At 62.1% G+C, this 22,940-nt stretch carries 25 protein-coding genes; 10 read left to right on the forward strand and 15 right to left on the reverse strand.

Features of this window, described 5'->3' with window-relative positions; genetic code table 11:
• The coding region (locus VGI36_16400) for a hypothetical protein (protein HEY2486729.1) at nucleotides 1-426 on the reverse strand (426 nt) is incomplete at its 3' end.
• Between the two features lie 60 nt (nucleotides 427-486).
• Complete coding sequence (locus VGI36_16405) at nucleotides 487-1,779, reverse strand: VWA domain-containing protein (protein ID HEY2486730.1); 1,293 nt, start codon at nucleotides 1,777-1,779, stop codon at nucleotides 487-489.
• A gap of 310 nt (nucleotides 1,780-2,089) precedes the next feature.
• Between VGI36_16405 and VGI36_16410 the strand changes: the two genes are divergently transcribed.
• The 4 genes from VGI36_16410 to VGI36_16425 all read left to right on the forward strand — a co-directional run bounded on the left by VGI36_16410 (nucleotide 2,090) and on the right by VGI36_16425 (nucleotide 5,793).
• Nucleotides 2,090-3,262 (forward strand): thiolase family protein, encoded by a 1,173-nt coding sequence (locus tag VGI36_16410; GenBank protein HEY2486731.1) that lies wholly within the window; start codon nucleotides 2,090-2,092, stop codon nucleotides 3,260-3,262.
• Nucleotides 3,263-3,321: 59 nt separating this feature from the next.
• Nucleotides 3,322-3,735: a Zn-ribbon domain-containing OB-fold protein gene (locus VGI36_16415; GenBank protein HEY2486732.1), complete on the forward strand. Its 414-nt coding sequence runs from the start codon at nucleotides 3,322-3,324 to the stop codon at nucleotides 3,733-3,735.
• A 56-nt stretch (nucleotides 3,736-3,791) separates the two neighbouring features.
• Nucleotides 3,792-4,925 (forward strand): response regulator, encoded by a 1,134-nt coding sequence (locus VGI36_16420; protein HEY2486733.1) that lies wholly within the window; start codon nucleotides 3,792-3,794, stop codon nucleotides 4,923-4,925.
• Between the two features lie 79 nt (nucleotides 4,926-5,004).
• Entirely contained in the window at nucleotides 5,005-5,793 is a 789-nt protein-coding gene (locus tag VGI36_16425; protein ID HEY2486734.1) for a nucleoside phosphorylase, read from the forward strand.
• A gap of 21 nt (nucleotides 5,794-5,814) precedes the next feature.
• Here VGI36_16425 and VGI36_16430 read toward each other — a convergent pair whose 3' ends face one another.
• The 5 genes from VGI36_16430 to thyX form a co-directional block, all read right to left on the reverse strand.
• On the reverse strand, nucleotides 5,815-7,077 hold the full coding sequence (locus VGI36_16430; protein HEY2486735.1) for a VWA domain-containing protein: 1,263 nt from the start codon (nucleotides 7,075-7,077) through the stop codon (nucleotides 5,815-5,817).
• Nucleotides 7,074-7,970 (reverse strand): MoxR family ATPase, encoded by an 897-nt coding sequence (locus VGI36_16435; GenBank protein HEY2486736.1) that lies wholly within the window; start codon nucleotides 7,968-7,970, stop codon nucleotides 7,074-7,076. Before VGI36_16435 ends, VGI36_16430 begins: the two co-directional genes overlap by 4 nt.
• Before the next feature lie 181 nt (nucleotides 7,971-8,151).
• Nucleotides 8,152-8,766: a uracil-DNA glycosylase gene (locus VGI36_16440; protein HEY2486737.1), complete on the reverse strand. Its 615-nt coding sequence runs from the start codon at nucleotides 8,764-8,766 to the stop codon at nucleotides 8,152-8,154.
• Between the two features lie 53 nt (nucleotides 8,767-8,819).
• Nucleotides 8,820-9,209, reverse strand: coding sequence for a hypothetical protein (locus VGI36_16445; GenBank protein HEY2486738.1), 390 nt, complete (start codon nucleotides 9,207-9,209; stop codon nucleotides 8,820-8,822).
• A 92-nt stretch (nucleotides 9,210-9,301) separates the two neighbouring features.
• Nucleotides 9,302-10,129 (reverse strand): FAD-dependent thymidylate synthase, encoded by an 828-nt coding sequence (gene thyX, locus VGI36_16450; GenBank protein HEY2486739.1) that lies wholly within the window; start codon nucleotides 10,127-10,129, stop codon nucleotides 9,302-9,304.
• Nucleotides 10,130-10,383: 254 nt separating this feature from the next.
• On the opposite strand from thyX, the gene VGI36_16455 reads away from it, so the two are divergent.
• From VGI36_16455 to VGI36_16465, 3 genes are read left to right on the forward strand one after another with little or no spacing between them, the layout of a single operon-like run.
• Nucleotides 10,384-11,433: a quinone-dependent dihydroorotate dehydrogenase gene (locus VGI36_16455; protein HEY2486740.1), complete on the forward strand. Its 1,050-nt coding sequence runs from the start codon at nucleotides 10,384-10,386 to the stop codon at nucleotides 11,431-11,433.
• A 40-nt stretch (nucleotides 11,434-11,473) separates the two neighbouring features.
• A complete protein-coding gene (locus tag VGI36_16460) occupies nucleotides 11,474-12,289 on the forward strand; it encodes a rhodanese-like domain-containing protein (protein ID HEY2486741.1) in 816 nt (271 codons plus the stop codon).
• On the forward strand, nucleotides 12,289-12,906 hold the full coding sequence (locus VGI36_16465; GenBank protein HEY2486742.1) for a hypothetical protein: 618 nt from the start codon (nucleotides 12,289-12,291) through the stop codon (nucleotides 12,904-12,906). Before VGI36_16460 ends, VGI36_16465 begins: the two co-directional genes overlap by 1 nt.
• A 52-nt stretch (nucleotides 12,907-12,958) precedes the next feature.
• Here the strand turns inward: VGI36_16465 and VGI36_16470 are convergent, their stop codons facing one another.
• The 8 genes from VGI36_16470 to VGI36_16505 form a co-directional block, all read right to left on the reverse strand.
• Nucleotides 12,959-13,591: a non-canonical purine NTP pyrophosphatase gene (locus tag VGI36_16470; GenBank protein ID HEY2486743.1), complete on the reverse strand. Its 633-nt coding sequence runs from the start codon at nucleotides 13,589-13,591 to the stop codon at nucleotides 12,959-12,961.
• Nucleotides 13,588-14,775, reverse strand: a complete 1,188-nt coding sequence (locus tag VGI36_16475) for a D-alanine--D-alanine ligase family protein (GenBank protein ID HEY2486744.1) — start codon at nucleotides 14,773-14,775, stop codon at nucleotides 13,588-13,590. The genes VGI36_16470 and VGI36_16475 overlap by 4 nt, the downstream gene beginning before the upstream one ends.
• Before the next feature lie 140 nt (nucleotides 14,776-14,915).
• Complete coding sequence (gene guaB / locus VGI36_16480) at nucleotides 14,916-16,370, reverse strand: IMP dehydrogenase (GenBank protein HEY2486745.1); 1,455 nt, start codon at nucleotides 16,368-16,370, stop codon at nucleotides 14,916-14,918.
• Between the two features lie 277 nt (nucleotides 16,371-16,647).
• Complete coding sequence (locus VGI36_16485) at nucleotides 16,648-16,920, reverse strand: hypothetical protein (GenBank protein ID HEY2486746.1); 273 nt, start codon at nucleotides 16,918-16,920, stop codon at nucleotides 16,648-16,650.
• 210 nt (nucleotides 16,921-17,130) lie between these two features.
• The gene (locus VGI36_16490; GenBank protein ID HEY2486747.1) at nucleotides 17,131-17,505 is read right to left on the reverse strand and encodes an RNA polymerase sigma factor; all 375 of its coding nucleotides are present in this window, start codon (nucleotides 17,503-17,505) and stop codon (nucleotides 17,131-17,133) included.
• A 171-nt stretch (nucleotides 17,506-17,676) separates the two neighbouring features.
• On the reverse strand, nucleotides 17,677-18,453 hold the full coding sequence (locus VGI36_16495) for an enoyl-CoA hydratase (GenBank protein ID HEY2486748.1): 777 nt from the start codon (nucleotides 18,451-18,453) through the stop codon (nucleotides 17,677-17,679).
• 169 nt (nucleotides 18,454-18,622) lie between these two features.
• Nucleotides 18,623-19,456, reverse strand: a complete 834-nt coding sequence (locus tag VGI36_16500; GenBank protein ID HEY2486749.1) for an alpha/beta fold hydrolase — start codon at nucleotides 19,454-19,456, stop codon at nucleotides 18,623-18,625.
• Between the two features lie 3 nt (nucleotides 19,457-19,459).
• Nucleotides 19,460-20,716, reverse strand: coding sequence for an NAD(P)/FAD-dependent oxidoreductase (locus VGI36_16505; protein ID HEY2486750.1), 1,257 nt, complete (start codon nucleotides 20,714-20,716; stop codon nucleotides 19,460-19,462).
• Between the two features lie 678 nt (nucleotides 20,717-21,394).
• On the opposite strand from VGI36_16505, the gene VGI36_16510 reads away from it, so the two are divergent.
• The 3 genes from VGI36_16510 to VGI36_16520 all read left to right on the forward strand — a co-directional run bounded on the left by VGI36_16510 (nucleotide 21,395) and on the right by VGI36_16520 (nucleotide 22,649).
• On the forward strand, nucleotides 21,395-21,712 hold the full coding sequence (locus tag VGI36_16510; GenBank protein HEY2486751.1) for a septum formation initiator family protein: 318 nt from the start codon (nucleotides 21,395-21,397) through the stop codon (nucleotides 21,710-21,712).
• Between the two features lie 450 nt (nucleotides 21,713-22,162).
• Nucleotides 22,163-22,444, forward strand: a complete 282-nt coding sequence (locus VGI36_16515) for a hypothetical protein (protein HEY2486752.1) — start codon at nucleotides 22,163-22,165, stop codon at nucleotides 22,442-22,444.
• A gap of 25 nt (nucleotides 22,445-22,469) precedes the next feature.
• Nucleotides 22,470-22,649 carry a hypothetical protein gene (locus tag VGI36_16520; GenBank protein HEY2486753.1) on the forward strand — a complete coding sequence of 60 codons (180 nt, stop codon included), beginning with the start codon at nucleotides 22,470-22,472 and terminating at the stop codon, nucleotides 22,647-22,649.
• The last annotated feature ends 291 nt before the right edge of the window (nucleotides 22,650-22,940 follow it).

Raw genomic sequence — 22,940 nt, forward strand, 5'->3', positions numbered from 1 at the left:
GGCCTCCGGATCGTCCGCATCGAGATCGACTTCGGGGAATGCTCCGGTCTCCGGATCCCAGCGGCCGACCAGATTGTTTCCATCTTCGAGCGGGAACTCTTGATCCTTGCGCGGGCTGCCGCGCACTATCTTGAGCCGCGCCTTGAATGCCGCAACCAAGGCAGCCGGAGCGGGGCTAGGAGCTTCGGCCGGTGGCGCGGCCGCAGGCTTGATTTCTCCGGTCGGTACTTCTGATGGTTTCGACTCCGCGTCGGGCGGGGGTGCCTCTGCGGGCTTTTCGGTCTCCGGCGCTGCGGCCGGAGCCTCAGGAGCGGCAGCACCGTCGGTTGGCGCCGGCGCGTCAGCCGCGGCCAGCTTCGCCCCGCATCCGTCGCAGTAGTCGAGACCGTCCATGTTTTCGTAGCCGCATTCGCTGCACTTGATCATTGCCGTCCTCTGTCGTCTGGCGCGGGATTTTCGCGCGACCGGTTTCTTATCGCCATCTCGCTATTCGGGCTTACCGAAATCCTTCAGTGCATCGGGATCGAGCATTTGGGTCTTGCGCACCACTGCCTGTGCCTCGAGCAGGGTGGTCTTGGCCGCCTTGGTCTGGAGGGTTTGGGTTTTCTTGACCTGGTCGAGCAGACCAGCCAGCGCCTGGGTTGCTTTGGAAAGGCCCAGCCGCTGGGTCCCTTGGATAGCATTGCCGAGCAGGCGGGTTGCGCGATCGACGTTGCCGGCCTTGAGTTCCTCCTCGGCCTTCGCCTGAAGCTTGGCAATAGAGACCTGGTCAACCAGACTCATCACCCGTCCGTTGCGTTTGCTGGTCAGAGTGCGGTCCAGCGTGTATTCGATCGCTAAATCGCAGGTGGCTTGAGCCTCGCCGGTTCCCGGAACTTCATAGTGGAAGGTGCTTTGCAGAATGCGCACACTCCCCGGGTTGCGTGGCGGCAGCACCAGGGTCAAAAGAACCGAACCCGGTAACCCGGTCTCGAGGTCGCCAATGTCGTAGCTGATTTTGCGATCCTCGCCGACCAGGGGCGAGCCCATCGCATAGATCTCCGGTGACGCGCGGAACGACTCTCGGATTTGCACGCCCTGCGACAGCGTCACATCGATCCGGCCATTGCGCACCGTGACCGAACGCAGTCCGAGCACCTCATCTTCGAAAATATTTGGAATCTCGGCTGGGTTTCCGATGAAGTGATACTTGCCGTTGGAGTCCTGCGCCAGGCGCATCAGTAGCTTTTCGTTGAACTCGACGCCCACCCCGATGGTTGAAAAGGAAATCTGTTCGCGATTCTGCTGCACCAGATCGATGCAGGCAGTCTCTTCGTAGGTCTGGCCGTCGGTCAGCACCAGCACGCGGTTAAGCCGCGACGTGTCGAGGTTCTTCTTGACTTCCTCGATGGCGGCCCGCATCCCGAGTGCCATCTGGGTGCCGCCGCCGATATCCAGCAGGTCGATTTCGTCAACCGCGCGCCGCACCGAATCGCGATTGTGGGCCTGCTCCGGCGTCGCGATGACCTTGGCCGAATCGGCGAATGCGACAATCGCAACCTTGTCTTCGGGCGCTAGACTGTCGGCCAGAAACTTGACCGCTTCGACCACAAACTCAAGCCGCTGCTCGTCATACATCGAGCCCGAGCGGTCAATGACCACGCCTAGATTCAGGGGCAGCCGACCGCCACCCTTGCCGCGTGCCACCGCCTCGAGGAGCACATAAAGAACGAAGTTTTCCGCGCTCGAGAGCACGTACTGACTGCTGGAAAGCGCTTCGAAGCTCAACGGCTGCGCCATTCTGGTAATTCTCCCGCTGCCAATTCTAAGGGTAACGTTTGGGAGTTGGCAACCAACTGCTTAGAGTACGAAACCAGCTTGGACAAGGCTACGGCGCTGGCTGGTTCGTTTTTCGTGCCGGTTGAACCCCGCGAATTCTCCCGCTCTGCGCAAGGGCGCTCCAGTCCTGGACTGGACAGTGCTTCCTGGTCGAGAAATCCCACCTCCTGCTCCCGTGAGTGGGCATTTTGGCCCGCCGTAACGCTTGGGCTATGATTGGCGACTGCATTTGTCGGCGCAAAAACGACGGATGCCGAGCGGAGACTTGCCTATGAGCACCGACTTGCGAGCCAAATGCGCGATCGCCGGCCTCGGACAGACCCGGATGGGGCGCAATTTTGACCATCAAAGCGCGACCGGATTCGCCGCGCAGGCGATTGACCTCGCACTGGAAGACGCGGGACTGAAGCGCACCGACCTCGATGGTCTCCTGGTCAATCCCGGACTTACCTGGCCCGATGCAACCATGGCGTCATTCTCCCTCCAGCAGGCGATGGGCCTACGTGATCTGACGCTCAGCGCCACCATGAATATCGGCGGGGCCACGGCGGCCGCGATGATCATGCACGCCGCGCATTCGATTGCGGCCGGCATGGCCAAGGTGGTGGCGTGCGTCTTTGCCGACGCCCCCCTCAAGCCGCCCGCGCCCGACCAGGCCAAGACCGGTTCCGCCGCCGCGTATGGTTTCGCGCGCGGGCTCAATGCCGCGTATGGTCAGTTCGGGGTCAACGCGATGTATGCGTTTGTCGCGCAGCGTCACATGCACCTCTACGGCACCAAGCAGGATCATCTCGGCGCAATCGCGGTGGCGCAGCGTCAGTGGGCGAACCTGAATCCGGCGGCACAGTTTCACGACACGCCCATGTCGATGGCGGACTACCACGCATCGCGCTGGGTGGTTGAACCGTTTCATCTGTTCGACTGCTGCCTCGTTTCCAACGGCGGCCTCGCGGTTATCGTCACTTCCGCCGAGCAGGCAAAGACCCTCAAGCATCCGCCGGTCTATCTGCTGGGGATGGGACAGGGTCATCCGGGTGGCGATCCGGTGGACACGCTGGTGTCGGGCGCGCCGCTCGCCAAGCAGATCGCGTTCAAGATGGCAGACATTGAACTCAAGGACGTCAACTTCGCCGAGTTGTACGATTGCTACACCTTCACCGTGCTGGTGACACTGGAAGACTACGGGTTCTGCAAGAAGGGCGAGGGGGGACCGTTTGTGGAAAATGGTACGATCGGGCCCAACGGTTCACTTCCGGTCAACACCGGCGGAGGCGAGCTGAGTTCCTTCTATATGTGGGGCATGTCACCGGTCGCGGAAGCGATCGTGCAGATGCGTGGTGAAGCCGGACGCCGGCAGGTCCCGCGACACGACATCGGTCTGGTTTCTGGCAATGGCGGAATTCTTTCTACCCATTCGACCCTGGTGCTGGGAGCCAGCGCTTGAGACTTGCGGACGAGAGCAGCGGCGTGGGCCGGTGTTCCTAAGAGATCTCCGATACGGATATGGCATCAGTTAGCAAGCCGATTCCCTCTGTCACACCCGAGATGGCCGGATTCTACGAAGGCACACGGCGCGGACAATTGATGGTCCGTCAGTGCGAAGGCTGCGGTGAATTACACTTTCCCGCGCACAGCTTCTGTTCCTCGTGCATGTCCGCCCGCGCGAAATGGGTTCCGGTTAGCGGGCGCGGGGAAATTTACAGCTACAATATAATGCACCAGGTGTACCATCCCGGTTTTGCCACCGAAGTGCCCTACGCGGTAGTGGTAGTGAAGCTCGAAGAGGGGCCGAAGTTCGTTTCCAATGTGGTCGGCATCAAGCCCCACGAAATTCGCATCGGGATGCCGGTGGAAGTGACCTTTGAGAAGATGAGCGACGACGTGATGCTTCCCAAGTTTCGTCCTCGCGCGACCTGACCGTCGCCCCCTCAGCAAGGCTCTGCTCACGTTGTATAATTAAAGTCCAGGATTTGATGCTCCCGCTCGACCCCAAATATCTGCAGCGCCTGGTCGAAAGCTCGCCCGATATCATCATCGCAGTCGACCGGGAAGGAACGATTACCTACTACAACGATGGCGCCCGCCAGAACCTCGGTTTCGATGCCAACGAGGTCATCGGACAGCCGTGCACGCGCATCTACCCGACCATCGAGGAAGCACGCGCGGTGATGAAGGCGATGCGCGAGTCGGCGACCCCGGGGCGGATCTCGAACTACGAGACCCGGTTTCTGAACAAGCCCGGCGAGATAATTCCGATTTGGATTTCCGGGTCGCTGATTCACGACGATTCCGGAAACGAGATCGGGTCCATCGGCTACGCGCGCGATATCCGCCGGATACGGCAGCGAGAGCAACTCGCCACCGCCGGCGAAATCGCGGTGAGCCTCGCCCACGAGATCAACAATCCCCTCGAGTCCATGATCAACAACCTGGAACTGGTGGCGCGGTGTGCCGAACCACATCTGAGCGAGTCGGAAAAGGTGGTGGAAAACGAGCGCCTCGATTCGATTCGTGCCAGCATCGCGCGCGTGCAAAGCATCGTGCGCCGGCTCGACGAGATGACCCGTAAAGGCGTCTACGAAACCCGCGACTACCTGGCGGGCAAGCGGATGGCGGACCTCTCTCCGCGCGACCAACCGCGGGCTATCGTTCGCGACCATGAACCCATCGCTCAACAATCGCAGCTCGCCGGCATGTCGGTGCTGGTGCTCGATGACGACCTGACCGTCGTCACCTCGCTCGGCGATCTGTTGCAAAGCGAGGGCTGCCTGGTGCATCGCGCGACGCGCCCCTCGAGTGCGCTGGGGATTCTGCGCAATGTCAAAGTCGATGCGGTCATTTCCGACGTGGTGATGCCGGAGATGGACGGGTACGAGTTTTACCAGCGCGTTAAAGAGGAGATGCCGAATCTGCCGGTGGTCCTGATGACCGCCTTCTATTACGACAAGGACCACATCCTAAAGCGCGCGCGGCTGCGAGGACTGGAAGGCGCGCTTTTCAAAAAGCCCATCAACCCGGGCAAGCTTCGCCAGCTGCTCACTCAACTGCGGCAGAAGAACCTCACCCCCGGAAAGCCACCCACCGCAGCCCCCAGCCCCGCGGCGTGACGAGGGTCCGCAGGTTCTGAATCCTCCGGCGAGGGGCCTCGGTGACACACTGCGTTCAAGGCGCTAGCCTTTCGCTGCCGTGAGCAAGCCCCGGAAGCCGCCGACCCTCAAAGCCCACCGCATTCCACTTCTCGACCGCGATCCTTCCCGCGTCGCGGTCCTGGAAGCGACACACATTATCAAACCCTTCGACGCACCCGAGCATTGCGTGTTCTGCTTTTTCCCAGACGTGATCGACGAACTGGCGTCTAACGGAGCGCGTGAGATCTCCACCCGCACCACAGAGATGGGCAAGCATGCGGTCTACGAAATCGAGTTTCGCGGCCGTCGCTTGATGGTAGCCCATCCGCGGGTCGGCGCGCCGCTCGCTGCGGCGAGCCTGGAAGGCGCGATCGTGATGGGCGCGCGGAAGTTCATCGCATGCGGTGGTGCCGGGGTGCTGACTTCATCTATTCCGGTCGGACACCTCGTAGTGCCGACCGCGGCGATTCGCGACGAGGGAACTTCCTATCACTACCTGCCGCCGTCGCTCGAAGTGAAGCCCCATCCGCGTGCGGTGCGGGCGATCAAGGACACCCTGAAAAAAGCCGGTCTCAACTTCATTGCCGGCAGGACCTGGACTACCGACGGGCTTTACCGCGAGACCCGCGCCAAGGTGAACCTTCGGCGTCGGCAGGGCTGTGTGGTAGTCGAGATGGAAGCGGCGGCGTTCTTCGCGGTTGCCAAATTCCGCCGCGCGATCTTCGGTCAGATTCTGTACGGCGCGGATGATTTGGGGGGCGATGACTGGGACCATCGCTCCTGGACCCGTCACGAGATTCGCCGGCTGCTCTTCGACCTCGCCGCCGAGGCGTGTTTGCAACTCTAGGAAGCCAACCAGGGGGCTGGTTTAGCAGGCCGCAACCAGCGCTTTTTCCAGCTCTCGGAGATTCCCGGAGGGGTACAAAGCGGTGACGACTGGACCATACTGATTTATTGCGCTGTCGCCGGTCCCCCAGCGCGAGAGCTCTTCCGGATTGAGCCACACCACCGCGCGGCAGCGGCGCGCGATTTCTCGAAGCAGATCGGCACGCGCCGGCCGGCGATTGTTTCTCGCATCTCCGAGAATCACCACCAGGGTCTGTCGCGTGAGCAGTTCCGTCTGGCGCTTCGAAAGTTCCACCAGTACCCGCCCGAAGTCCGAGCGAGCATAGAGGTCTAGCGGCGGCCACGTGACCAGATGACCCTGCTCGAACTCCGCTTCCGCCAACCGATCGATGTAGACGAAGCTGCGGACCCGGCGAAAGCAATTGCGCGCGCCCGCAACCAACTCCAGCGTCAACTCCGCGGCATAGCGCACCGACCCTGAAATGTCAGCGAGGAGCAGCAGATCGACGTGGCGCGGACGTCGCGCACGAAACTTGAGCTCGGCGAGAACTCCGCCGCGCTGAATTCCCGCACGAATAGTCCGACGAAAATCGACCCGCCCGCGGCTCGCCATTCGCAGCCGCCGCCCCACGCGGATGCGAAAGCGACGCTCCAGAGGCTTAAGCAGCTCACGAGCCTGGTCGTATTCGAGGTCGGTGTAAGCGGCGAACCGCCGCCGCTCGATTTCGCGAAGGTGAGCCATCCGCGTCCCCTCCACCCCCGCCTGTTGCGGTTCGGCGGTCCCCGCTTCCTCCACCACCGAGCGGGGCGCCGAAGTCTCTGCCCGTGGGTCGACGAGCGAGAGCGGAGCGCCGCCCCGCACTTCCTCCTCCTTTGGGTTTGGCGAGCTGGGTGACGCACCGCGCGCCTTGCCCGACTTGGTTGTATTATCCCTCAAGAGCTCTTTCTGAGTCTCCCTGAAGTGCTCTTGCAGGGGTGGATTCTCTCCCGGCTGTCCCTGCCCGCGTGCGGAAGACTCCATCACCCCGCGTTGGTCCGGATGTCTCCGGCGTCCTGGCTCGGTCGCGGCTGCGGCAAAAAACCGGCCGAAAGCCTCGTCGAACAAAACACGATCCACCTCGTCCTTGACCAGGGTCGCGGCCAACGCCTCGCGCATCCGATCTCTCGCCAAGCCGGCGGCGGCGACCGCATTCATCGCGTCGATCGACTCGGCGACCGACACACGAAGGCCGGCGTTGCGCAACTGGGCAATGAACCGGCCGAGCTGTTCACGCAGCGGGGTCATCGGGGCCGCGTGGCGAGGCTGGATGCGCGGGATTCAACTTTCGTGCGATCGTCTTCGTGCTTGAGCAGCACGCCCAGCGCGGCGCGGATCGCATCGGTGTCGAGTTCCTTGAGGCCCAGGTGCAGCAGCGCGCGGGTCCAGTCCAGGGTTTCGGCGATCGAGGGTGGCTTGCGCAAGCCGAGCTTGCGCACCGAGGCCACGAAGCGCGCGGCCTCGGCGGCAAGTCGTGCATCGAGATTTGGAACCTTGAGTTCAATTATCCGCCGCTCCTGTTCCACTCCGGGAAAATCGATGAACAAATGCAGACAGCGGCGGCGCAATGCCTCCGAGAGGTCGCGCGCGCGATTCGAGGTGAGCACGACGATCGGACGCTCCAGCGCGCGGACGGTGCCTAGCTCGGGGACACTCACCTGGAAGTCTGAGAGCAGTTCGAGCAGAAATGCCTCGAATTCTTCGTCAGCCTTGTCGATCTCGTCGATCAACAGCACCACGCGGCGCGGCGCCGTGATTGCCTTCAGCAGCGGCCGCTCCAGCAGGTAGTCCGCCGAAAAGATGTGTTCGGAGACCTCTTCCCAACGAAGACCCGAAGCTTCATCCGCCTGCATCCGCAGCAGTTGCTTCTGATAGTTCCATTCGTAGAGCGCGCGCGCCTCATCCAATCCTTCATAGCACTGGAGTCGCACCAGCGAGGTTTCGAGCAGTTCGGACAGGACCTTGGCAACTTCGGTCTTGCCGGCGCCGGCCGGCCCTTCAATGAGAAGCGGCTTTTCCAATATGAGCGCGAGAAAGATCGCCGTCTCGACGCGCTCATTGGTGATGTAGTGCGCCTTCTTGAGGCCGTCGGCAACGAATTTGATGGTAACTTCCACAAGGCTCCGCAACGAGTATTTCACAGGCGCCCTCTAAACGCCGGTGGATTCTGGTAAATGCCCCGGCCTCAACCAGATGGCAGGTGGAGCATCGCGAGCCAACAGGGAACAGTCAAATCGCTGTCTCGTAACTCGGTCCCTATAGCGCTATCCCAAGCGGGGCGCGGACCGGGGGAAAACGTTTCCCAGGTTGCCTGGCATACGCTCAGCGTTCTCTTGCAGGGACAAAGGGAAACGATGAGCCTCTTTCGCTCGCTCCGTTCTTCACGATCGTGCTTGCGAGGCGGCGGAAATCGCGCCGATAGCGCCGAACCGGGTACGCGCCACGGTTCACGTACGCGGGATGGTACATCGGGAACAGGACCACACCGTTTACCTGGATGGTCGTTGGACGCGTTGGAGTGAAGGGTCGGCTCCGCCCGGCCAGTTCGCGCCACGCGATGTGCCCGAGGCACGCGATCACGCGCGGCTGTGCGATCGCAAGTTCCGCCCGCAAGTGATCGCGGCAATTGGCGATTTCGCTGGCGTCGGGGTCGCGATTGCGCCCCAATTTGTCGCGCGGGTTACAGCGCACCAAATTGGTGATGAAGACGGCGGAGAGACCCGCTTGGGCGATCATCTCATGCAGCAGTTTGCCCGAACGATCGCCGCTGAAGGGCATGCCGGTTCGATCGCCACCGTGACGTCCGGGGGCAATTCCCACAAACATGACCGCGGCGGGAACCGCCCCGGCGCCGGGAACCGGCTGCGTCCGGCAACGCACGAGCGCGTCGCAGCGCGCGCAGGAGCGCACCCGGGTCTGAAGGTCAAAGAGAGTCAAAGTTGGCTCTGCTCGGTGATGCAGCGTCCCACTCGCCACTCGGCCGTCGATCCTCATTTCGCCCGGTTAATCTTCGGCGCACGGCGACGTTCGAGAAAGATCCGCGCGCGATGCTTGAGGCCCCTTCGCTCGTCGCGTGGTGCGGCACGAATCTCTTCGGTGAATGCGTATATTTCGTCGAACAGCCGCGCCGTATCGATTCCGCCTCTCACGGGCTTCATGTCATCCAAAGTCAGCATCGCTTGCGACAGGAGGTTTATCGTGGCCTGGCGGCCCCCACGCTCAAAGCGCAGATGCATGGCCGCCGCGATGCGATTCAACGCGCCTGCCAGGTCCTTCAATTCCGGATCGATCCCGGCCACCGACTTTTCGAACAGTTCGGCAGCGTCGAAGTATTCGCCGCGATTGAACGCGGCGACCGCGTCATCCAGTGAAGTGCTCACGGTACCAACCCAGGCAGCTCGCCACTAAGCAGGAGATTCCGTCCTCCCCTGCTGTTCTGGTGCCCTGGCGGTTACTTTCCCAGGCTTGCCAACTACAGAAGTTCTTTCTCTTCGACTGCTCGGAACTCGGCTTCGCCGAGCGCTTCCGACTTGCGCGTCCCGTGGCGCTCGTAAAGCTCAAAGAGCGCCAACTTGTGCGGCCGTACCTTGCCAAGCGGGCATTTCTGCCAATCTTCCAGCGATTCGTCGCAGTAGCCCATCCGGTTCTCGCCGCACTTGGGCTGCAGGAACACCGCGATCTCAGGCAGCACGCGCTTGATCTCGGCGCGCATCATCGCGACCATCCGGCGAATTTCCCACTGCGCTCGCACGCACAGGCGCAGATCGCAGATGTGCAGCATCTCGGCGAAGTTCACCATCACATGGAAATTGGTGGGCGCGGCATTGGGCAGCACGAAACGCGCGTCCTCCGCAGGGATGCCCGCCTGAAGCGCCCGCTGGTAGAGCTCCGAAGTGCGCGTCAGCAGTTCCCGGAACTCAGCATCGAGGTTCGCGCGCTCCCACGATTGCGGCAGCACGAATGCAAGCTGGTTTTCCTTGAACTTCACATAGCGCTGGCTCTGCTGCTCGAAGCTGATCCCGATGCGATGCCGCACGAACTGATGGGACAGCGATCGCGAAACGCCGGAAATCCCGAACCAGAACACGACCTGCTCGAGTGGAGAGGCATGACCGGTCTTGAGGCGCTCGCCAATAAAAGAGCGAATCCGCTCGTGGGTAATCTTCTCGCTTTTGATCTTCTGCCAGATTTCGAGCGGACTTTCCGCCGAGTAGCAGGTACGAAAAGCGGCGTAGAGTTTTTCCAGCGGTTCGTGCGCGTAGTCGATGAGCTTGACCTGCATCTTTGCCTGATTGTTCACCGCTGCCGACCGCCTCCCATCTCCGGTGTCCGGGTAACCACGCAGACTGTCATCCTATTCCATGCGCGTGGACCTATGTAGCGGTCGCTTAAGAATTTTGAGCCCGTCATACACAGGAGGTCGGACACAATCTGAGCCCGCCTCGGGGTGGTGGCACCAGCGAGAACCCCGGTGGATTTAACCAACCCCAAGGGGGGGCGTCTTCCTCACTGATTGAATTGACCGGCGCGCGTTGCGAAAGTGCCGGTCGGGTCATGATCGGGTTCTTCTACAGGCTGGTAAAGCCGTTGCTGTTTCGGCTTGATGCCGAAACCTCTCACCGCATGGTCCTCGCGATGCTCTCCGCCTGGCCCATTTCCGACCCGCCAGCGCTGCCGCGAGAATTGAACACCCGGGTGTTCGGGCTTGAGTTCAGCAATCCGGTGGGCCTTGCCGCCGGGTTGGACAAGGACGCCGCAGCAGCTGCCGCCTGGCAGTCGCTCGGGTTCGGCTTCGCCGAGTTGGGTACCATTACGCCGCGGCCGCAAGCCGGCACTTCCCGACCACGCATATGGCGTCTGCCCGAGCAGCGCGCGTTGATCAACCAGCTCGGCTTTCCGAGCAAAGGCATGGAAGCGGTAGGGCGGCGAATCGAGGAGTTTCGCGCCAAGGGGCTAAAGCTTCGTATCGGCATTAACATTGGTCCCAACAAAGATACTCCTGCCTCAAGAGTGCCTTCCGACTATGCGATGCTCGCCAGAAGGCTGGGCGCGATTGCCGACTTTATCGTGATTAATCTGAGCTCGCCGAACACCCCCGGCCTGCGGGCGTTTCAGTCTCCGCAACGCCTTCGCGAAATTCGTGCGGCAATCGACGAGCCCCGTCGGTCACCGGTCTGCTATCTGGTTAAGCTTTCGCCCGACATCGATGCCGGGGAACTCGATGCGATTTGCGACACGATTGTGGAACTCGGATTTGCCGGAATCGTAGCGACCAACACCACCCTGGCACGCACCGAGGTCGGGATCGCCTGGGACCAAGCAGGAGGGTTAAGCGGCCGGCCGTTACGGGAGCGTTCTCGCGACATGGTTCGCGCGCTTCGCGGCCGCATCGGCGCCCGGGTTCCCATCATCGGGGTGGGAGGAATCGCCACCGCGGACGACGCCTATCGGCTTATCCGCGCCGGAGCAAGCCTGGTGGAACTCTATACGGGTCTTATCTACGAGGGCCCCGCACTGGCTGCGTCGATCAACGCGGGGTTGGCCGCCTTGCTCCGCCGCGATGGATTTCGCTCTATTAGCGATGCGGTTGGCGTCGATGCGTGACCGGCCGACTGGAGGCCGAAAGGTTTTGCGGGGTCAAAAAATGGCGCAAGCAAAGTTGCTGGTTGACGGGCGATGGTTTCGCGCGCATCGGCGCGACCGAAACGTAATGTTCGTGGACAGTCGTTCGGCGGATGATTACTGGAAGGGTCACCTCAAGGGCGCGCGCCATTTCGATCCGTTTCCGTTTCACTACACCAATACTGACGAGCGCGGCACCCGCGAGTTTCGCATGCAGCTCGAACTGATTTTCTCGGCGATCGGCATCACCGGACGTGAGACCGTGGTGTTTTACGAAAACGACTCCGGGATGCGCGCGGCGCGCGGGGCTTGGCTGCTTGAATGGATGGGACATCGGCGAGCGCGGATGCTCGATGGCGGGCTGGGAGCAGTTGCAGGCGAGGCACTGACCAAGCTCGCGCCGACCATCAAACCATCGCAATTCAAGAGCAGGCCCGGTGACGAAATAGCAGCCTCCGCCAGCTATCTGATTGAACGACTCGGGCGGCCCGAAGTGCAGATCTTCGACGTGCGTAGCGATGAGGAGTATTTCGGTGAACGGGTGCGCGCGCAGCGGGGCGGCGCGATTCCCGGCGCCGTGCATCGCGATTGGACCGCGAGTAACACTGCGCAAGGATATGTGAAGCCGGCCCGTGAGCTTCGCGCGGAGTTCGCGGCGTTGGGTTTGCGGCCCGACGCGGAGATCATTCCGTATTGCCAGGGCGGCTATCGCGCAGCACACGCCTACGTCGCCCTCAAACAGGCCGGCTATCCGCGGGTACGTAACTACTGGGGCTCGTGGGCGGAATGGGGTAATCGCGAAGACGTTCCTATCGAGCATCCGGTGCGCCGGAAATAATGCCGTCGATCTTTCTCCTGACCGGGTTTCAGCCATTCCGCGGCGAGCGGATCAACCCTTCCTGGGAAGTCGCCCGGCGGCTCGATACCGAAGTGATCGGCGGGATGCGAATCAAGTCGGTGAAGGTTCCGGTCGGATGCGCCACCGCAGTGCGCCGCATCAATGCCGCCATCGTCCGCTACCGACCCCGCGCGATTTTGGGTCTGGGCGAGGCGGGCGGCCGGACCGCGATCTCGGTGGAAAAAATCGCCATCAACCTCGCCGATGAGCGCGCCGGCGTGGCCAATTCCGATATCGGCGCGACTGTCAGGCCGGTGATCGGAGGCGGGCCGCAGGCGTACTTCACGCGTCTTCCGGTCGGCGGAATTCTGCGCGAGCTGCGCAAACGCGAAATTCCTGTGCACGTGTCGCTCAGCGCCGGTGCGTATGCCTGCAATGCTCTGATGTACGCGAGCCTGCACCTGATGCGCCGCCGGCAGGGGGTGCCGGTCGGATTCATCCATCTGCCTTACGACGCGCGCCAGGGCGTGCGCCATCCTGAGAAAGCGAGCATGGCCATCGACACGATGGAGCTGGCGATTCGCAGCACCATCGCGACCATTGCGCGCGCGGCGTAATCATTGCTGGCCACTCTGGAAGCTGACTTGGACGCGGTCTCTTTCGGGTCGCTCAAGATGGCGGAGGTTGACCCTCCGCAATTCTGGTGAGTTCGGGCGCGAGCTCGGCGATTGCTACCCGGCGCTGACTGATGCGAGCCTCTTCCTCGTCGCCCAGCTCCGCGACGTAACAACCGCGCACTGGCAAATAAAGCACGCTGCGGTAGGGGAACCCCGGCCGAACCCGCGGCCACGCGCACTCTGCGATCACCCCTTCCACCGCGGCTTGCGTGACCCATTCGCGGGGCACACCCGCGACCTGGTAAATCAGCGCTACCGCCGCGCACAGTCGTGCGCTTCGCCGCGATGGTTCGACCCGCTGCATGCGGCGTATCACCTCGGCGACCAAGGCTGCATCGGATGTCTCGGCACCGCCAATCCAGCGATGCGATTTCACACCGGGCTCACCGCCGAGCGCATCGATCTCCAATCCACCGTCGTCAGCGAGGGTCGGAATACGCGCGCGCGCAAAATAGAAGCGCGCCTTCTTGAGCGCATTTTCCTTGAAGGTCGCGCCGTCTTCCTCCGGATGGTCGTTGATTGCCGCGTCGGCCAGTGAAATCGCCTCGAGAGGGAACTCGCGCAGCAGAAGGCGGTACTCGGCGAGCTTGGCGGGGTTACTGGTCGCAATCAGGAGCCGCTTCATGAGTTCCCCGGCTCTCGGCGCGGCGGTCGATAGTTCGTCTTGAGCGTCGCGCGCTCGCGATGCTCCTCCAGCGCCAATTCGATCAGCCGGTCGATCAGTTTGGGCAGCGGCAGGCCCGATGCCTCCCACAGCTTCGGATACATGCTGATCGAGGTAAAGCCGGGAATGGTGTTGACCTCGTTGACGTAGATCTTCCTGAGATCGCGGCTGGCTAGAAAATCCACCCGCGCCATGCCGCGCAAGGAGAGCGCTTTGAAGGCGCGTGCGGCCATCGTGCTGATCTTCTTCGCGATCGGTTTGGGCAGTGCGGCTGGAATCCTGGTCTCGGAACCGTTTGGGTCCAGGTACTTCGACTCGTAGCTGTAAAAGTCATGCTTGCCCTTGACGATAACTTCGCCGGGCAGGGTCGCCTCGGGACGGTCGTTGCCCAGCACCGCGACCTCGAATTCGCGGCCTACGCAGGACGCTTCGATCAGAGCCTTGCGATCGTATTGGAAGGCATCTTTCAATGCGGCATCGAGCTCGGCTGCGCGTTTCACCTTGCTGACCCCGATCGACGAGCCAATCGCATTCGGCTTCACGAACACCGGGTACCCGAGTTCGCGGGCCAGGCTGCGCGCCAGGGTCGGGTGCTCCTGCCAATCGCGCCGCTCAAGCGCGTGGTAGTCGACCACCGGCACTCGGGCAGCGCGCAGCAGCCGCTTCTGCACGTCCTTGTCCATCCCGACTGCGGAGGCGAGCACCCCAGCGCCCACGTAAGGAATGCCGGCCAGCTCCAGCAAACCCTGCACGGTGCCGTCTTCGCCGTAGGTTCCATGCAACACCGGAAAGAACACGTCGATCGGACCAGCCGCTACTCCACCGGTTCGCGCAATCACGCCAAGATTTCCGCCTGCGGAACTCGGGGCGATTACCAGCGATCGATTGTCGGGATGTGGCAGGAGGGTAACCGGCGTGTCCCCGGCGGACAGCGCCCGCAGATTGGGGCTCGCATCGGCGAGCACCCTGAGCGCATCGTTCTCCAGGTACCACTGCCCGTCGTGATCGATTCCTATCGGCACGATCTCGTACTTGTCGCGGTCCATCGCCGACATGATGGTCAGCGCCGAGCGCAAGGAAATCTCGTGCTCGCTCGAGCGGCCCCCGAATAGCACCACTACGCGGCATTTGCCGGTTTCATCCATCTGCACAACGGATTCTTGCACGACTGGGGGGGAGGTTTAAGCCAGCCGGCGCGAGGAATTTTGCCGGTGAGCTAAAACGGCACCGGCCGCTCTCACGCAAGCGCTCGATGAGGTGAAATGCCTGGCGAGAAAGCGCCGGGCTATTGCCGGTAGTTAGGAGCCTCCTTGGTGATGAACACGTCGTGGACGTGGCTTTCGCGATTGCCGGCGTCGGTTACGCGAATGAACCGCGCGCGACGGCGCAGTTCGGCGAGGTTCGCCGCGCCGGTATAGCCCATGCCGGACTGGAGGCCGCCGACCAGCTGCTCGACGTTCGAGGCGAGCGATCCACGATGCGGTACCCGCCCTTCAATCCCTTCCGGTACATGCTTGCCTTCCTCGGCTTCCTGCAATCCGTAACGGTCGAAGGTACGTTCCGTCATCGCTCCAATCGAACCCATTCCGCGATAGAGCTTGTAGGTGCGCCCCTGGTACAGAATCGTCTCGCCGGGACTTTCCTCAGTTCCCGCAAACAGCGATCCGATCATGGCGACCGACGCGCCGGCCGCCAGGGCCTTGGTGATATCCCCTGAATAGCGGATACCGCCGTCGGCGACTACCGGAATTCCGCGCGGTTCGGCGATCGCGACCACATCCATGATAGCGGTCATCTGCGGCACGCCGACGCCCGAAATAACCCGCGTGGTGCAGATGGAGCCGGGCCCCATGCCCACTCGCAGCGCATCGACGCCCGCGTCGATCAGGGCCTTGGCCCCTTCCGAGGTGGCAATATTGCCCGCAACCACCTCGAGGTCCGGGCACTCACGCTTAGTGGTACGAATCGCATCGAGCACGTTGCGCGTATGGCCGTGCGCCGTATCGATGCACAGAACATCGACGCCCGCGCGCCGCAACGCTGCGGAGCGGGCCTCCCGCTCTGGACCCACGCCGATCGCTGCGCCCACTCGCAGGCGGCCCAAACTGTCCTTGCTCGAATGCGGATGGCGGGTCGCCTTGTCCATGTCCTTCACGGTGATGAGCCCGCGCAGGCGACGATGATCGTCCACCAGCGGCAGTTTTTCAATCCGATGCCTTTGCAGAATCTCCTTGGCGGCTTCCAGAGTGATGGAAGGATTGGCGGTTATGACGTTCTGGGTCATCACCTCGCGCACGCTCTTGTCGAGGCGCCTTTCAAAGCGCAGGTCCCGGCTGGTGAGTATGCCCACCAGGCGGCCTTCCGCAACGACCGGCAGCCCGGAAATGTGATGTCGCTGCATGATCGCAAGCGCGTCGCCGATTCGCTGCTCCGGGCTGACCGTCACCGGGTCGCTGATCATCCCGCTCTCGTATTTCTTGACCATTTCGACTTCGGCGGCCTGCCGTTCGATCGACAGGTTGCGATGGATAAACCCCAGGCCTCCCATCTGCGCCATCGCAATGGCGGTAGCCGATTCGGTGACCGTGTCCATCGGGCTTGAGACCAGTGGGATACGCAGGCGCACGCGCGGGGTCAGCAAGGTAGAGACGTCGCAACTGGTCGGTAGCAGGTCAGAGAATTGCGGCAACAAGAGAACGTCGTCGAAAGTTAGTCCTTCAGGCAGCTCCGAAAAAGGCATCGCGAGTCCCTCCTAAACAAAAAGCCCGCAGTTCTGCTGCGGGCCTTCAACCGTTTGTCGAGCTTTCAGCGCGTACTGAGAAGGCAGTGGCGCCATAGCTATTGGTAACAGCGCGGGTCGCTCGAATCAATACGCGGTCCCGCTACGACCAGGGCAGGATCGCTGACGCGGCTAGCTCCGATTGGGTGGGTGACGGCTGGTTTTGGCCGTGCGGCGACGCCCATGCTTTCGCGCCGATCTCGCCGGCGATCTCTGCTATGACCTCGGGACAAAAGTACTAACTGCGAATGTGCGCGATGTGCCCAGCTTCTTCTTCGAGGCGCTCGACGTTTATCAGCGCCTCGTTGGACAGCGCACCGGCCCACACTACCAACAGCCACTGGCCTTGGAAGGATACGGCCTGCGCACGCCCCGGAGCCCCTTTCGCGTTCTCGAATGACACCCGGTAATGATTCATCCGTTTTCCGCGTTCGCTCCCGATGCCGCAAACCTCGAGGGTAGTGTTGTCCAGCAGCAAATCGGTCACAGCTTCGACGTCGCGCGCGTTCAAGGCGGCAACGAAGTCAGTCGAGAAGCTCTTTGGAAGGTGCCCGGTGCGCGCGCGGCATGCTCGGAACTTCCTCCAGCCTCGCACGCCCGCGGTGGAGCGCGGACTTAACGGCCCCCACTGTGGTGGAGAGGATTTCCGCGATTTGCTCGAGAGTGAAGTCGAACACCTCCTTCAGAACTACCGCGGCCCTTTCCTGTGGCGCGACTCGACTCAGCAAAAGCGCCGCCGCTTCAAGAGCTTGAATCGACCGCTCGCCAGTGGAGGAATCGTCGGACCCGGGGGGCTCGAAGTGATGAGTTGGCGGCGACGCATGTGGTCGATCCCCAGATTGGTTGCGATGCGGAAAAGATAGGCGCGCAGCCCCTTCACCTGAGCCGCCTTCGAAGTCGCATCGCCTCTGCCAATCGCGCCGAACCCATTCAGCAGGGTGTCCTGTAAGAGGTCCTCCGCGTCCCAAACGTTACCTGTCATCCGAGGGCAGTACCGGTAGAGCGCCGGTCGAGTTTCGCCGACGGTGTCCAGATATCGGAACCAGGCGGCGCGCAAGAGCTTGGCAGTCTCGTCTGAAAGGGGCTCATTAGCCATTTGGGTCTCCTTGACAACCAGGACGAACAACGAGGTCGAAAAGATACCCCCAAATCGTTGTCTTTCGCGCAGGGCCGTCCGGAAACAGACCGATCTGCGTCCGCGGTTACGCGCCAATCCAGATGCTCGCGTCTGAGCCACTAGCGCGTCCCGCGTGGACTCGTTTCCTATTTATCTTCCTGTCCAGTTTGGCTGGCGCTTCTGAAGAAACGCGCCAATCCCTTCCTGCGCGTCGCCCGCCATCGCGTTAAGGCTCATGACTTCCTTGGCATAGTCGTAGGCACGCGCCTGGTCGAGATCGATCTGGGCGTAGAACGCCTGCTTGCCGATCGCGATGGTGAGTGGACTCGCTTCCACAATTCGCATCGCAAGCTTACGGGTTTCCTTCACCAGATCGGCATCCGGAACGACGCGATTAACGAGTCCCCATTCGGCCGCGGTGCGCGCATCGATTGGGTCGCCCGAGAGCAGCATCTCCATCGCGCGCTTGCGGCCAATCGCGCGCGCCAGCGCGACCATCGGAGTCGAGCAGAACAGTCCGATGCGCACGCCCGGAGTTGCAAAGCGCGCACTCTCACCTGCGAGCACCAGGTCGCAGGTCGCCGCGAGCTGGCATCCGGCGGCGGTCGCGATCGCATGAACGCGGGCAATGACCGGTTGCGGAATCGCCTGCACCGTCTGCATCAGCTCGGCGCAGAGCTCGAATTCATGACGATAGAAGGCGAGGTCGCGCCCCTTCAGCTCTTCGAGATCGTGACCTGCGCTGAATGCGGGGCCGGCGCCCGCAATGATCACCGCGCGCGCGTTCTTCTGCGGGCCGATTTCGCGCAGCGCCGCGATCATTTCCGACATCATCGCGGTGGACAGCGCATTGCGCTTCTCCGGCCGATTCATGGTGATAGTGACCAGGCCAGCTTCACCCTCGACAATCAGATTGCGATCGCTCATCGCCCATACCTCCGGCTGCTCTGGAGAAGCTTCGCACAACCCACTTGCGAGGCAAGGACCGCATCACTCGCAGCGGTAACCTTCTCCTGCGCTATCTCGTTCAACGTGTCGAGCGCGTGCGGCGGGTTCGGAGCGCAGCGGCAGGTAACCCGGCCGTCGGCCAACGTGGTCAGTCTTCATCGCTTTTTTCGCTCTTCCACTCTTCCGGGTATAGCAGCAACAAATCCTGACCGAGCGCCCGTACCAGGAAGCGTTGGGTTTCGTTTATCGCGCGCTCCAGAGCGCGCCCGCCGACCAGCCAGTGGCCGCGGCTACGCATCGTAACCAGCCGGGCTCCAATTGACTGCGCGAACTGGGTCACGGCGTCGATGGGCGCGAAGGGGTCTGAATCCCCGGCCACGATCAGGCGCGGAGCCGCACCCTCGCCAGGAGCAAATTCCACCTCGCCCCGCGCGATCTGAAACGCCAGGGGTGCGCTGTCGGGCACCATCGCCCGGATCGCGGCTTCGCGCTGGTATGGTTCCGCATCCGCTACAAACTCAAATCCTATCTTACCCGTGGGAGGGTTCAGCGGACGTCCGCGCCAGCGCGCGATACGAGCCGACCAGGTGGTGACTAGTGAAGAGGCAAATCCGGGGACCGCCGGCGCATACGCTACCGCTGCTTTGACGCTGGCACGTTCGCCGAGCTTCAGCGCGGCCAGCCCGCCAACGCCGTGCCCCATCACGATCGCCTCGCGCGCGAGCGCATCGAGCGCTTCATTCACCAACCCAACCAAATCACCAAACGTAAATCGCGCGAGGGGAGGGGTGGTGCCTTGCCCCAGCATCGCGCGTAGATCCGGCGCGTAGACTTCCCAGCCGATGGTGGCAAGGTAGCCGAGCAGCGCGTTGAGATGGCGGGTGGAGGTGAACATCTCTGGCAGCACGACGATCGGCCAGGCGAACTTGAGCGGTTCCGGCCGTTCCACTTGCGCCACAAAGCGACCGAGTTTCTCCTCCACGGCTCAGGCCGCGCGCGCTTCCTGCGCCATCAGACGCGCGAAGCGAAAACTGGGGAACCGGGCTTCGGAACTCATCTGCGCGAACTGTATCATCTCATCGGCGGCCCATTGCTCGCGGCTCGCCGCCCGGTAGGCGGCCAGGGTGGTGGCGCTCAGCGTCAAGTCTCGCGAGGCGCGCTCGCTCGCCCGAAAGTGCCGCATCAGAACTTCGTCGCGACGCGCCGTAACTGGCGCCAGCGCCTCTGCGCTGATCGATTTTCCGGTCCTCGCAGAGAAACACGCGGGCAGCAGACCGCACGCAATCTCGGCGCTAATTAGCGCCATGGAATGTCCCTGACCGAAGAGCGGGTCCACGTGCAGACCCGAGTCGCCCAGCAGCAGTGCACCGTTGGCAACCGGGTCGCGGTAGGTATTGAGAAGTAACCCCGATGAGCGCACCTTGCCCACCCTGGTGGCGCCCGCGAGCATCGCGCCGACCGCGATGGAGTCGTTCAGGTGGCGTTGGAGGTTCGCGCTCAGATCGGTACGGAACGAGCGCATCTGATTGGCATCGAATGCCGCAGCCGCCACCACCCGATCCTCTTCACATCGACACAACAAGTTACCGGCGCCGGGCGAGGCCTCGAACTCGGTGACCAGTTGGTCGCCGAGCCGATCTCGCGCGACGTCTTCGAAGTAGGCGTAGTAGTAGGCACGCGCGCAGGGCACCTCTGAACGCCGGAACGCGCCGAGTTTCTGCTCGGCGATTTTGGCGACCGAGCTGCGCATCCCATCCGCACCGATCACCAGAGGGGCGTGAAACTCGGATGCGCCGGTCCCAACCTCGCCCCGAACGCCCAGCACGGCGTCGTGCTCGAGCACAAGGTCGGTCAGGCGAAATCCCTGCTGAATCGTGACTCCGTCGAAACTCCCCGCCAGCTCCAGCATGACGGCGTCCATTTTTTCTCGGCCCAAGCAGAGGCCACGCCGGTCGTGGCCCGCGGCCTGCAGATCGGCGCGGAAATCGAAGCCGGGACCGAGCGTACGCATGCTGCTGAATCGGAATCCCCCCGCACGCTCGAGCCGTTCCATCGCGCCGATGCGGCTTAGCACCTGCGCGCCGCCGGAAAGCACGATGTGCGTCGAGATGGTATCGGATGGAAACGTGGCCTTGTCGAGAAGGAGCACGCGCAACCCTAAGCGCGCGAGCATAATCGCGGCAGCGCTGCCGGCCACGCGGGCACCTACGATAATAACGTCGAGCTCCTGGATATTCTGCAACCGAGGCCGCCTCGTCGAAAAACATCATTAGGTGCGGCAACGCAGACAGGCAAACGAAACGTCACCGGCAGAGGAAGTGGCCGCTCCCTGCCTTGCTTCACTCTTCCTTGCGACCTCGGCTCGCGGTGTCGCGATTGCGTTTCCCAGCTGCAGATGCTCTCGGCTCGCACCTGGGATTTTCACCTCTTAGTCAGGTGTGATGCTTGGGGCACAAAAGAAAGAGCCCCCTTTTTCAAGAGGGCTCTTTCGGTTGACAGCTCAGTTCAGCGGCTAGCTCGGCATCTTTGGCCAGCCCTCAGGGATAAACCTAACCCTGAGGGTAAAACTCGTTAGTTATCGCTTCTTCTTTTTGGCAGCCTTTTTCTTCTTCATATCACTCAGCGTCTTGCTCTGGATTTTCGGACCCGCTTACGGGTCTTCTTTTTTACTGGCATAGATACCTCCTTATAATGCCGCCGCTGACCGAGCATCTATACTAATGGATGGCAGTCTTTCCTCCACCCTTGCCACTCGATTATAGAAACGTGTTCTTTTAAAAGCAATAGGTTTCCAACCACTTTAGAAAGAAATTATAAACAACTAAGAACATAGACTGTTACAAGATTTTCAGTCCTTTAGAATAGTGTTCACGCATAAGCCGGCTTGAACTACCCTCGGTGCTTGCTTTACGATCACGCGATGGCTCGGTTAAGCAGTTATATTCGTCGCGAGTGGTTGTCGCTTATCCTCGGACTAATACTTTTCCTGTTCGCGGTGAGCCTGTTTGCGGGTCCGCTGGGGCCTCGTGATCTGCTCTCGCTGCGGCGCCATCGCAAGGCCCAAGAAGCGCACCGTGAGGAGCTGCTCGCCCGCAACGCCGCGCTCAGAACGGACGTTCAGAAGCTTACTTCGGACAATCGCTACCTCGAGCGCCTCATTCGACGCGAGCTTGGCTATTCGCGGCCCAACGAACTCGTCTACAAATATGCCAACCCGGACACGAGCAAAAGTCGCTAGCCAGGCGCCTCACGATCGAACTCGCTTGCTGGTCGCGACGCGGCCGCCTGCTGCTGAGTCGGTTCGCGCTCGCTAAGAGGACGGTCTTACCGACCAGACGATACGCGCGCGCCTCACGTTCCAAATCTTCGCGAAAATCGGGATGCGCCAGGTCGATCAGCGCACGCGCGCGCTCCGGAACTGATTTGCCCTTCAAATTGACGATCCCATACACGGTCTGTGTGTGTCGAAACATATTGTGTTTCTACCTTGGGGCGACAACTGCTCTTTCAGTGTGAACCTTCAGTACCGGGAATATGGGAACGCGTTTGAGCGTCTGAGGTTGGCGATGGTTTTCGCTTCGAGCCGCCGCGAGGAAGCTTTCCGAACCCGCCGTCCTGTAGATTCAACGCTGTGGACAACGTTCCGGCGATATCGCGATGCTAGCGGCGAATTTCGGGGAGGACCGACATGCCGTCCAAAGCCCGTGGCGAGCCGGGAGCCATACGCGCGGCCGCCCAACGCGTCGCCGCGCCCCCAACCCAAACCAAAACAAAGCGCCTGCCGCCCGCCTACGCCCTCGCTTGGCTGCACTTGCTCCCCAATTCGGAGTTTCCAATCCGGTCGCGGGATGACATGGCTGGCAAAATTTCGGCGCTGCTCTTCGGCCGCGCGTCGACGGTCAAAGGGGCCGGTCACGCGCTCCCGGCGGGAGCGCAGCCGCAATCGCGCAGGAAACGCGGCGCGCGCTGACGTCGACCGGCGACGAGAGGAAACGATGGGCCTCTGGTTCCAGAACGGCTACACGGATCCCGTATACATAGCGCTCCTGTGGTTCGATCCGGGGTGCAGCCCGGAGCCCTGGCGAAAGAGCGGCTGGTACGAGGTGGCGCCGAGCTCGTCGGTCGAGATCGTGGGCGCGGATCTAGCAGCCGAGGCGCCCGGAAAGGGAGCCTAAACGCCCGTTGTCGTTCTTGCTTTCCGATTACAGTTTGGCCTTACGAATTGCACTCAAGCCGAAACTGACCGGTGAGTTGCCTGGCCGCCGACTTCGGCGAGGGGGTAAGTCTGCGGGCAATGGACGGATGCGTTCGAGCACGCTGTTCGCCGCGTAGGTGCCGAGCCGGTTGCGGCGGGGGCGCTGTCGAGGCTGATGCCGATGCCGTACGGGGTCTAGGAGGTGCTGGCAACGGGCAAGGACGCCTATGCGGGGCTCAACGTGTGGGTAGACAGGTTCGCCGGCGCCTGC

The sequence above is a fragment of the Candidatus Binataceae bacterium genome, from assembly GCA_036495685.1.
GTDB lineage: Bacteria > Desulfobacterota > Binatia > Binatales > Binataceae > JAFAHS01.

Coding starts and splice junctions, on each gene's coding strand:
- VGI36_16405 (HEY2486730.1), bottom strand. CDS start 1,779: ATGGCGCAGCCGTTGAGCTTCGAAGCGCTTTCCAGCAGTCAGTACGTG.
- VGI36_16410 (HEY2486731.1), top strand. CDS start 2,090: ATGAGCACCGACTTGCGAGCCAAATGCGCGATCGCCGGCCTCGGACAG.
- VGI36_16415 (HEY2486732.1), top strand. CDS start 3,322: ATGGCATCAGTTAGCAAGCCGATTCCCTCTGTCACACCCGAGATGGCC.
- VGI36_16420 (HEY2486733.1), top strand. CDS start 3,792: ATGCTCCCGCTCGACCCCAAATATCTGCAGCGCCTGGTCGAAAGCTCG.
- VGI36_16430 (HEY2486735.1), bottom strand. CDS start 7,077: ATGACCCCGCTGCGTGAACAGCTCGGCCGGTTCATTGCCCAGTTGCGC.
- VGI36_16455 (HEY2486740.1), top strand. CDS start 10,384: ATGATCGGGTTCTTCTACAGGCTGGTAAAGCCGTTGCTGTTTCGGCTT.
- VGI36_16460 (HEY2486741.1), top strand. CDS start 11,474: ATGGCGCAAGCAAAGTTGCTGGTTGACGGGCGATGGTTTCGCGCGCAT.
- VGI36_16465 (HEY2486742.1), top strand. CDS start 12,289: ATGCCGTCGATCTTTCTCCTGACCGGGTTTCAGCCATTCCGCGGCGAG.
- VGI36_16470 (HEY2486743.1), bottom strand. CDS start 13,591: ATGAAGCGGCTCCTGATTGCGACCAGTAACCCCGCCAAGCTCGCCGAG.
- VGI36_16475 (HEY2486744.1), bottom strand. CDS start 14,775: ATGGATGAAACCGGCAAATGCCGCGTAGTGGTGCTATTCGGGGGCCGC.
- guaB (HEY2486745.1), bottom strand. CDS start 16,370: ATGCCTTTTTCGGAGCTGCCTGAAGGACTAACTTTCGACGACGTTCTC.
- VGI36_16490 (HEY2486747.1), bottom strand. CDS start 17,505: ATGGCTAATGAGCCCCTTTCAGACGAGACTGCCAAGCTCTTGCGCGCC.
- VGI36_16495 (HEY2486748.1), bottom strand. CDS start 18,453: ATGAGCGATCGCAATCTGATTGTCGAGGGTGAAGCTGGCCTGGTCACT.
- VGI36_16510 (HEY2486751.1), top strand. CDS start 21,395: ATGGCTCGGTTAAGCAGTTATATTCGTCGCGAGTGGTTGTCGCTTATC.
- VGI36_16515 (HEY2486752.1), top strand. CDS start 22,163: ATGCCGTCCAAAGCCCGTGGCGAGCCGGGAGCCATACGCGCGGCCGCC.
- VGI36_16520 (HEY2486753.1), top strand. CDS start 22,470: ATGGGCCTCTGGTTCCAGAACGGCTACACGGATCCCGTATACATAGCG.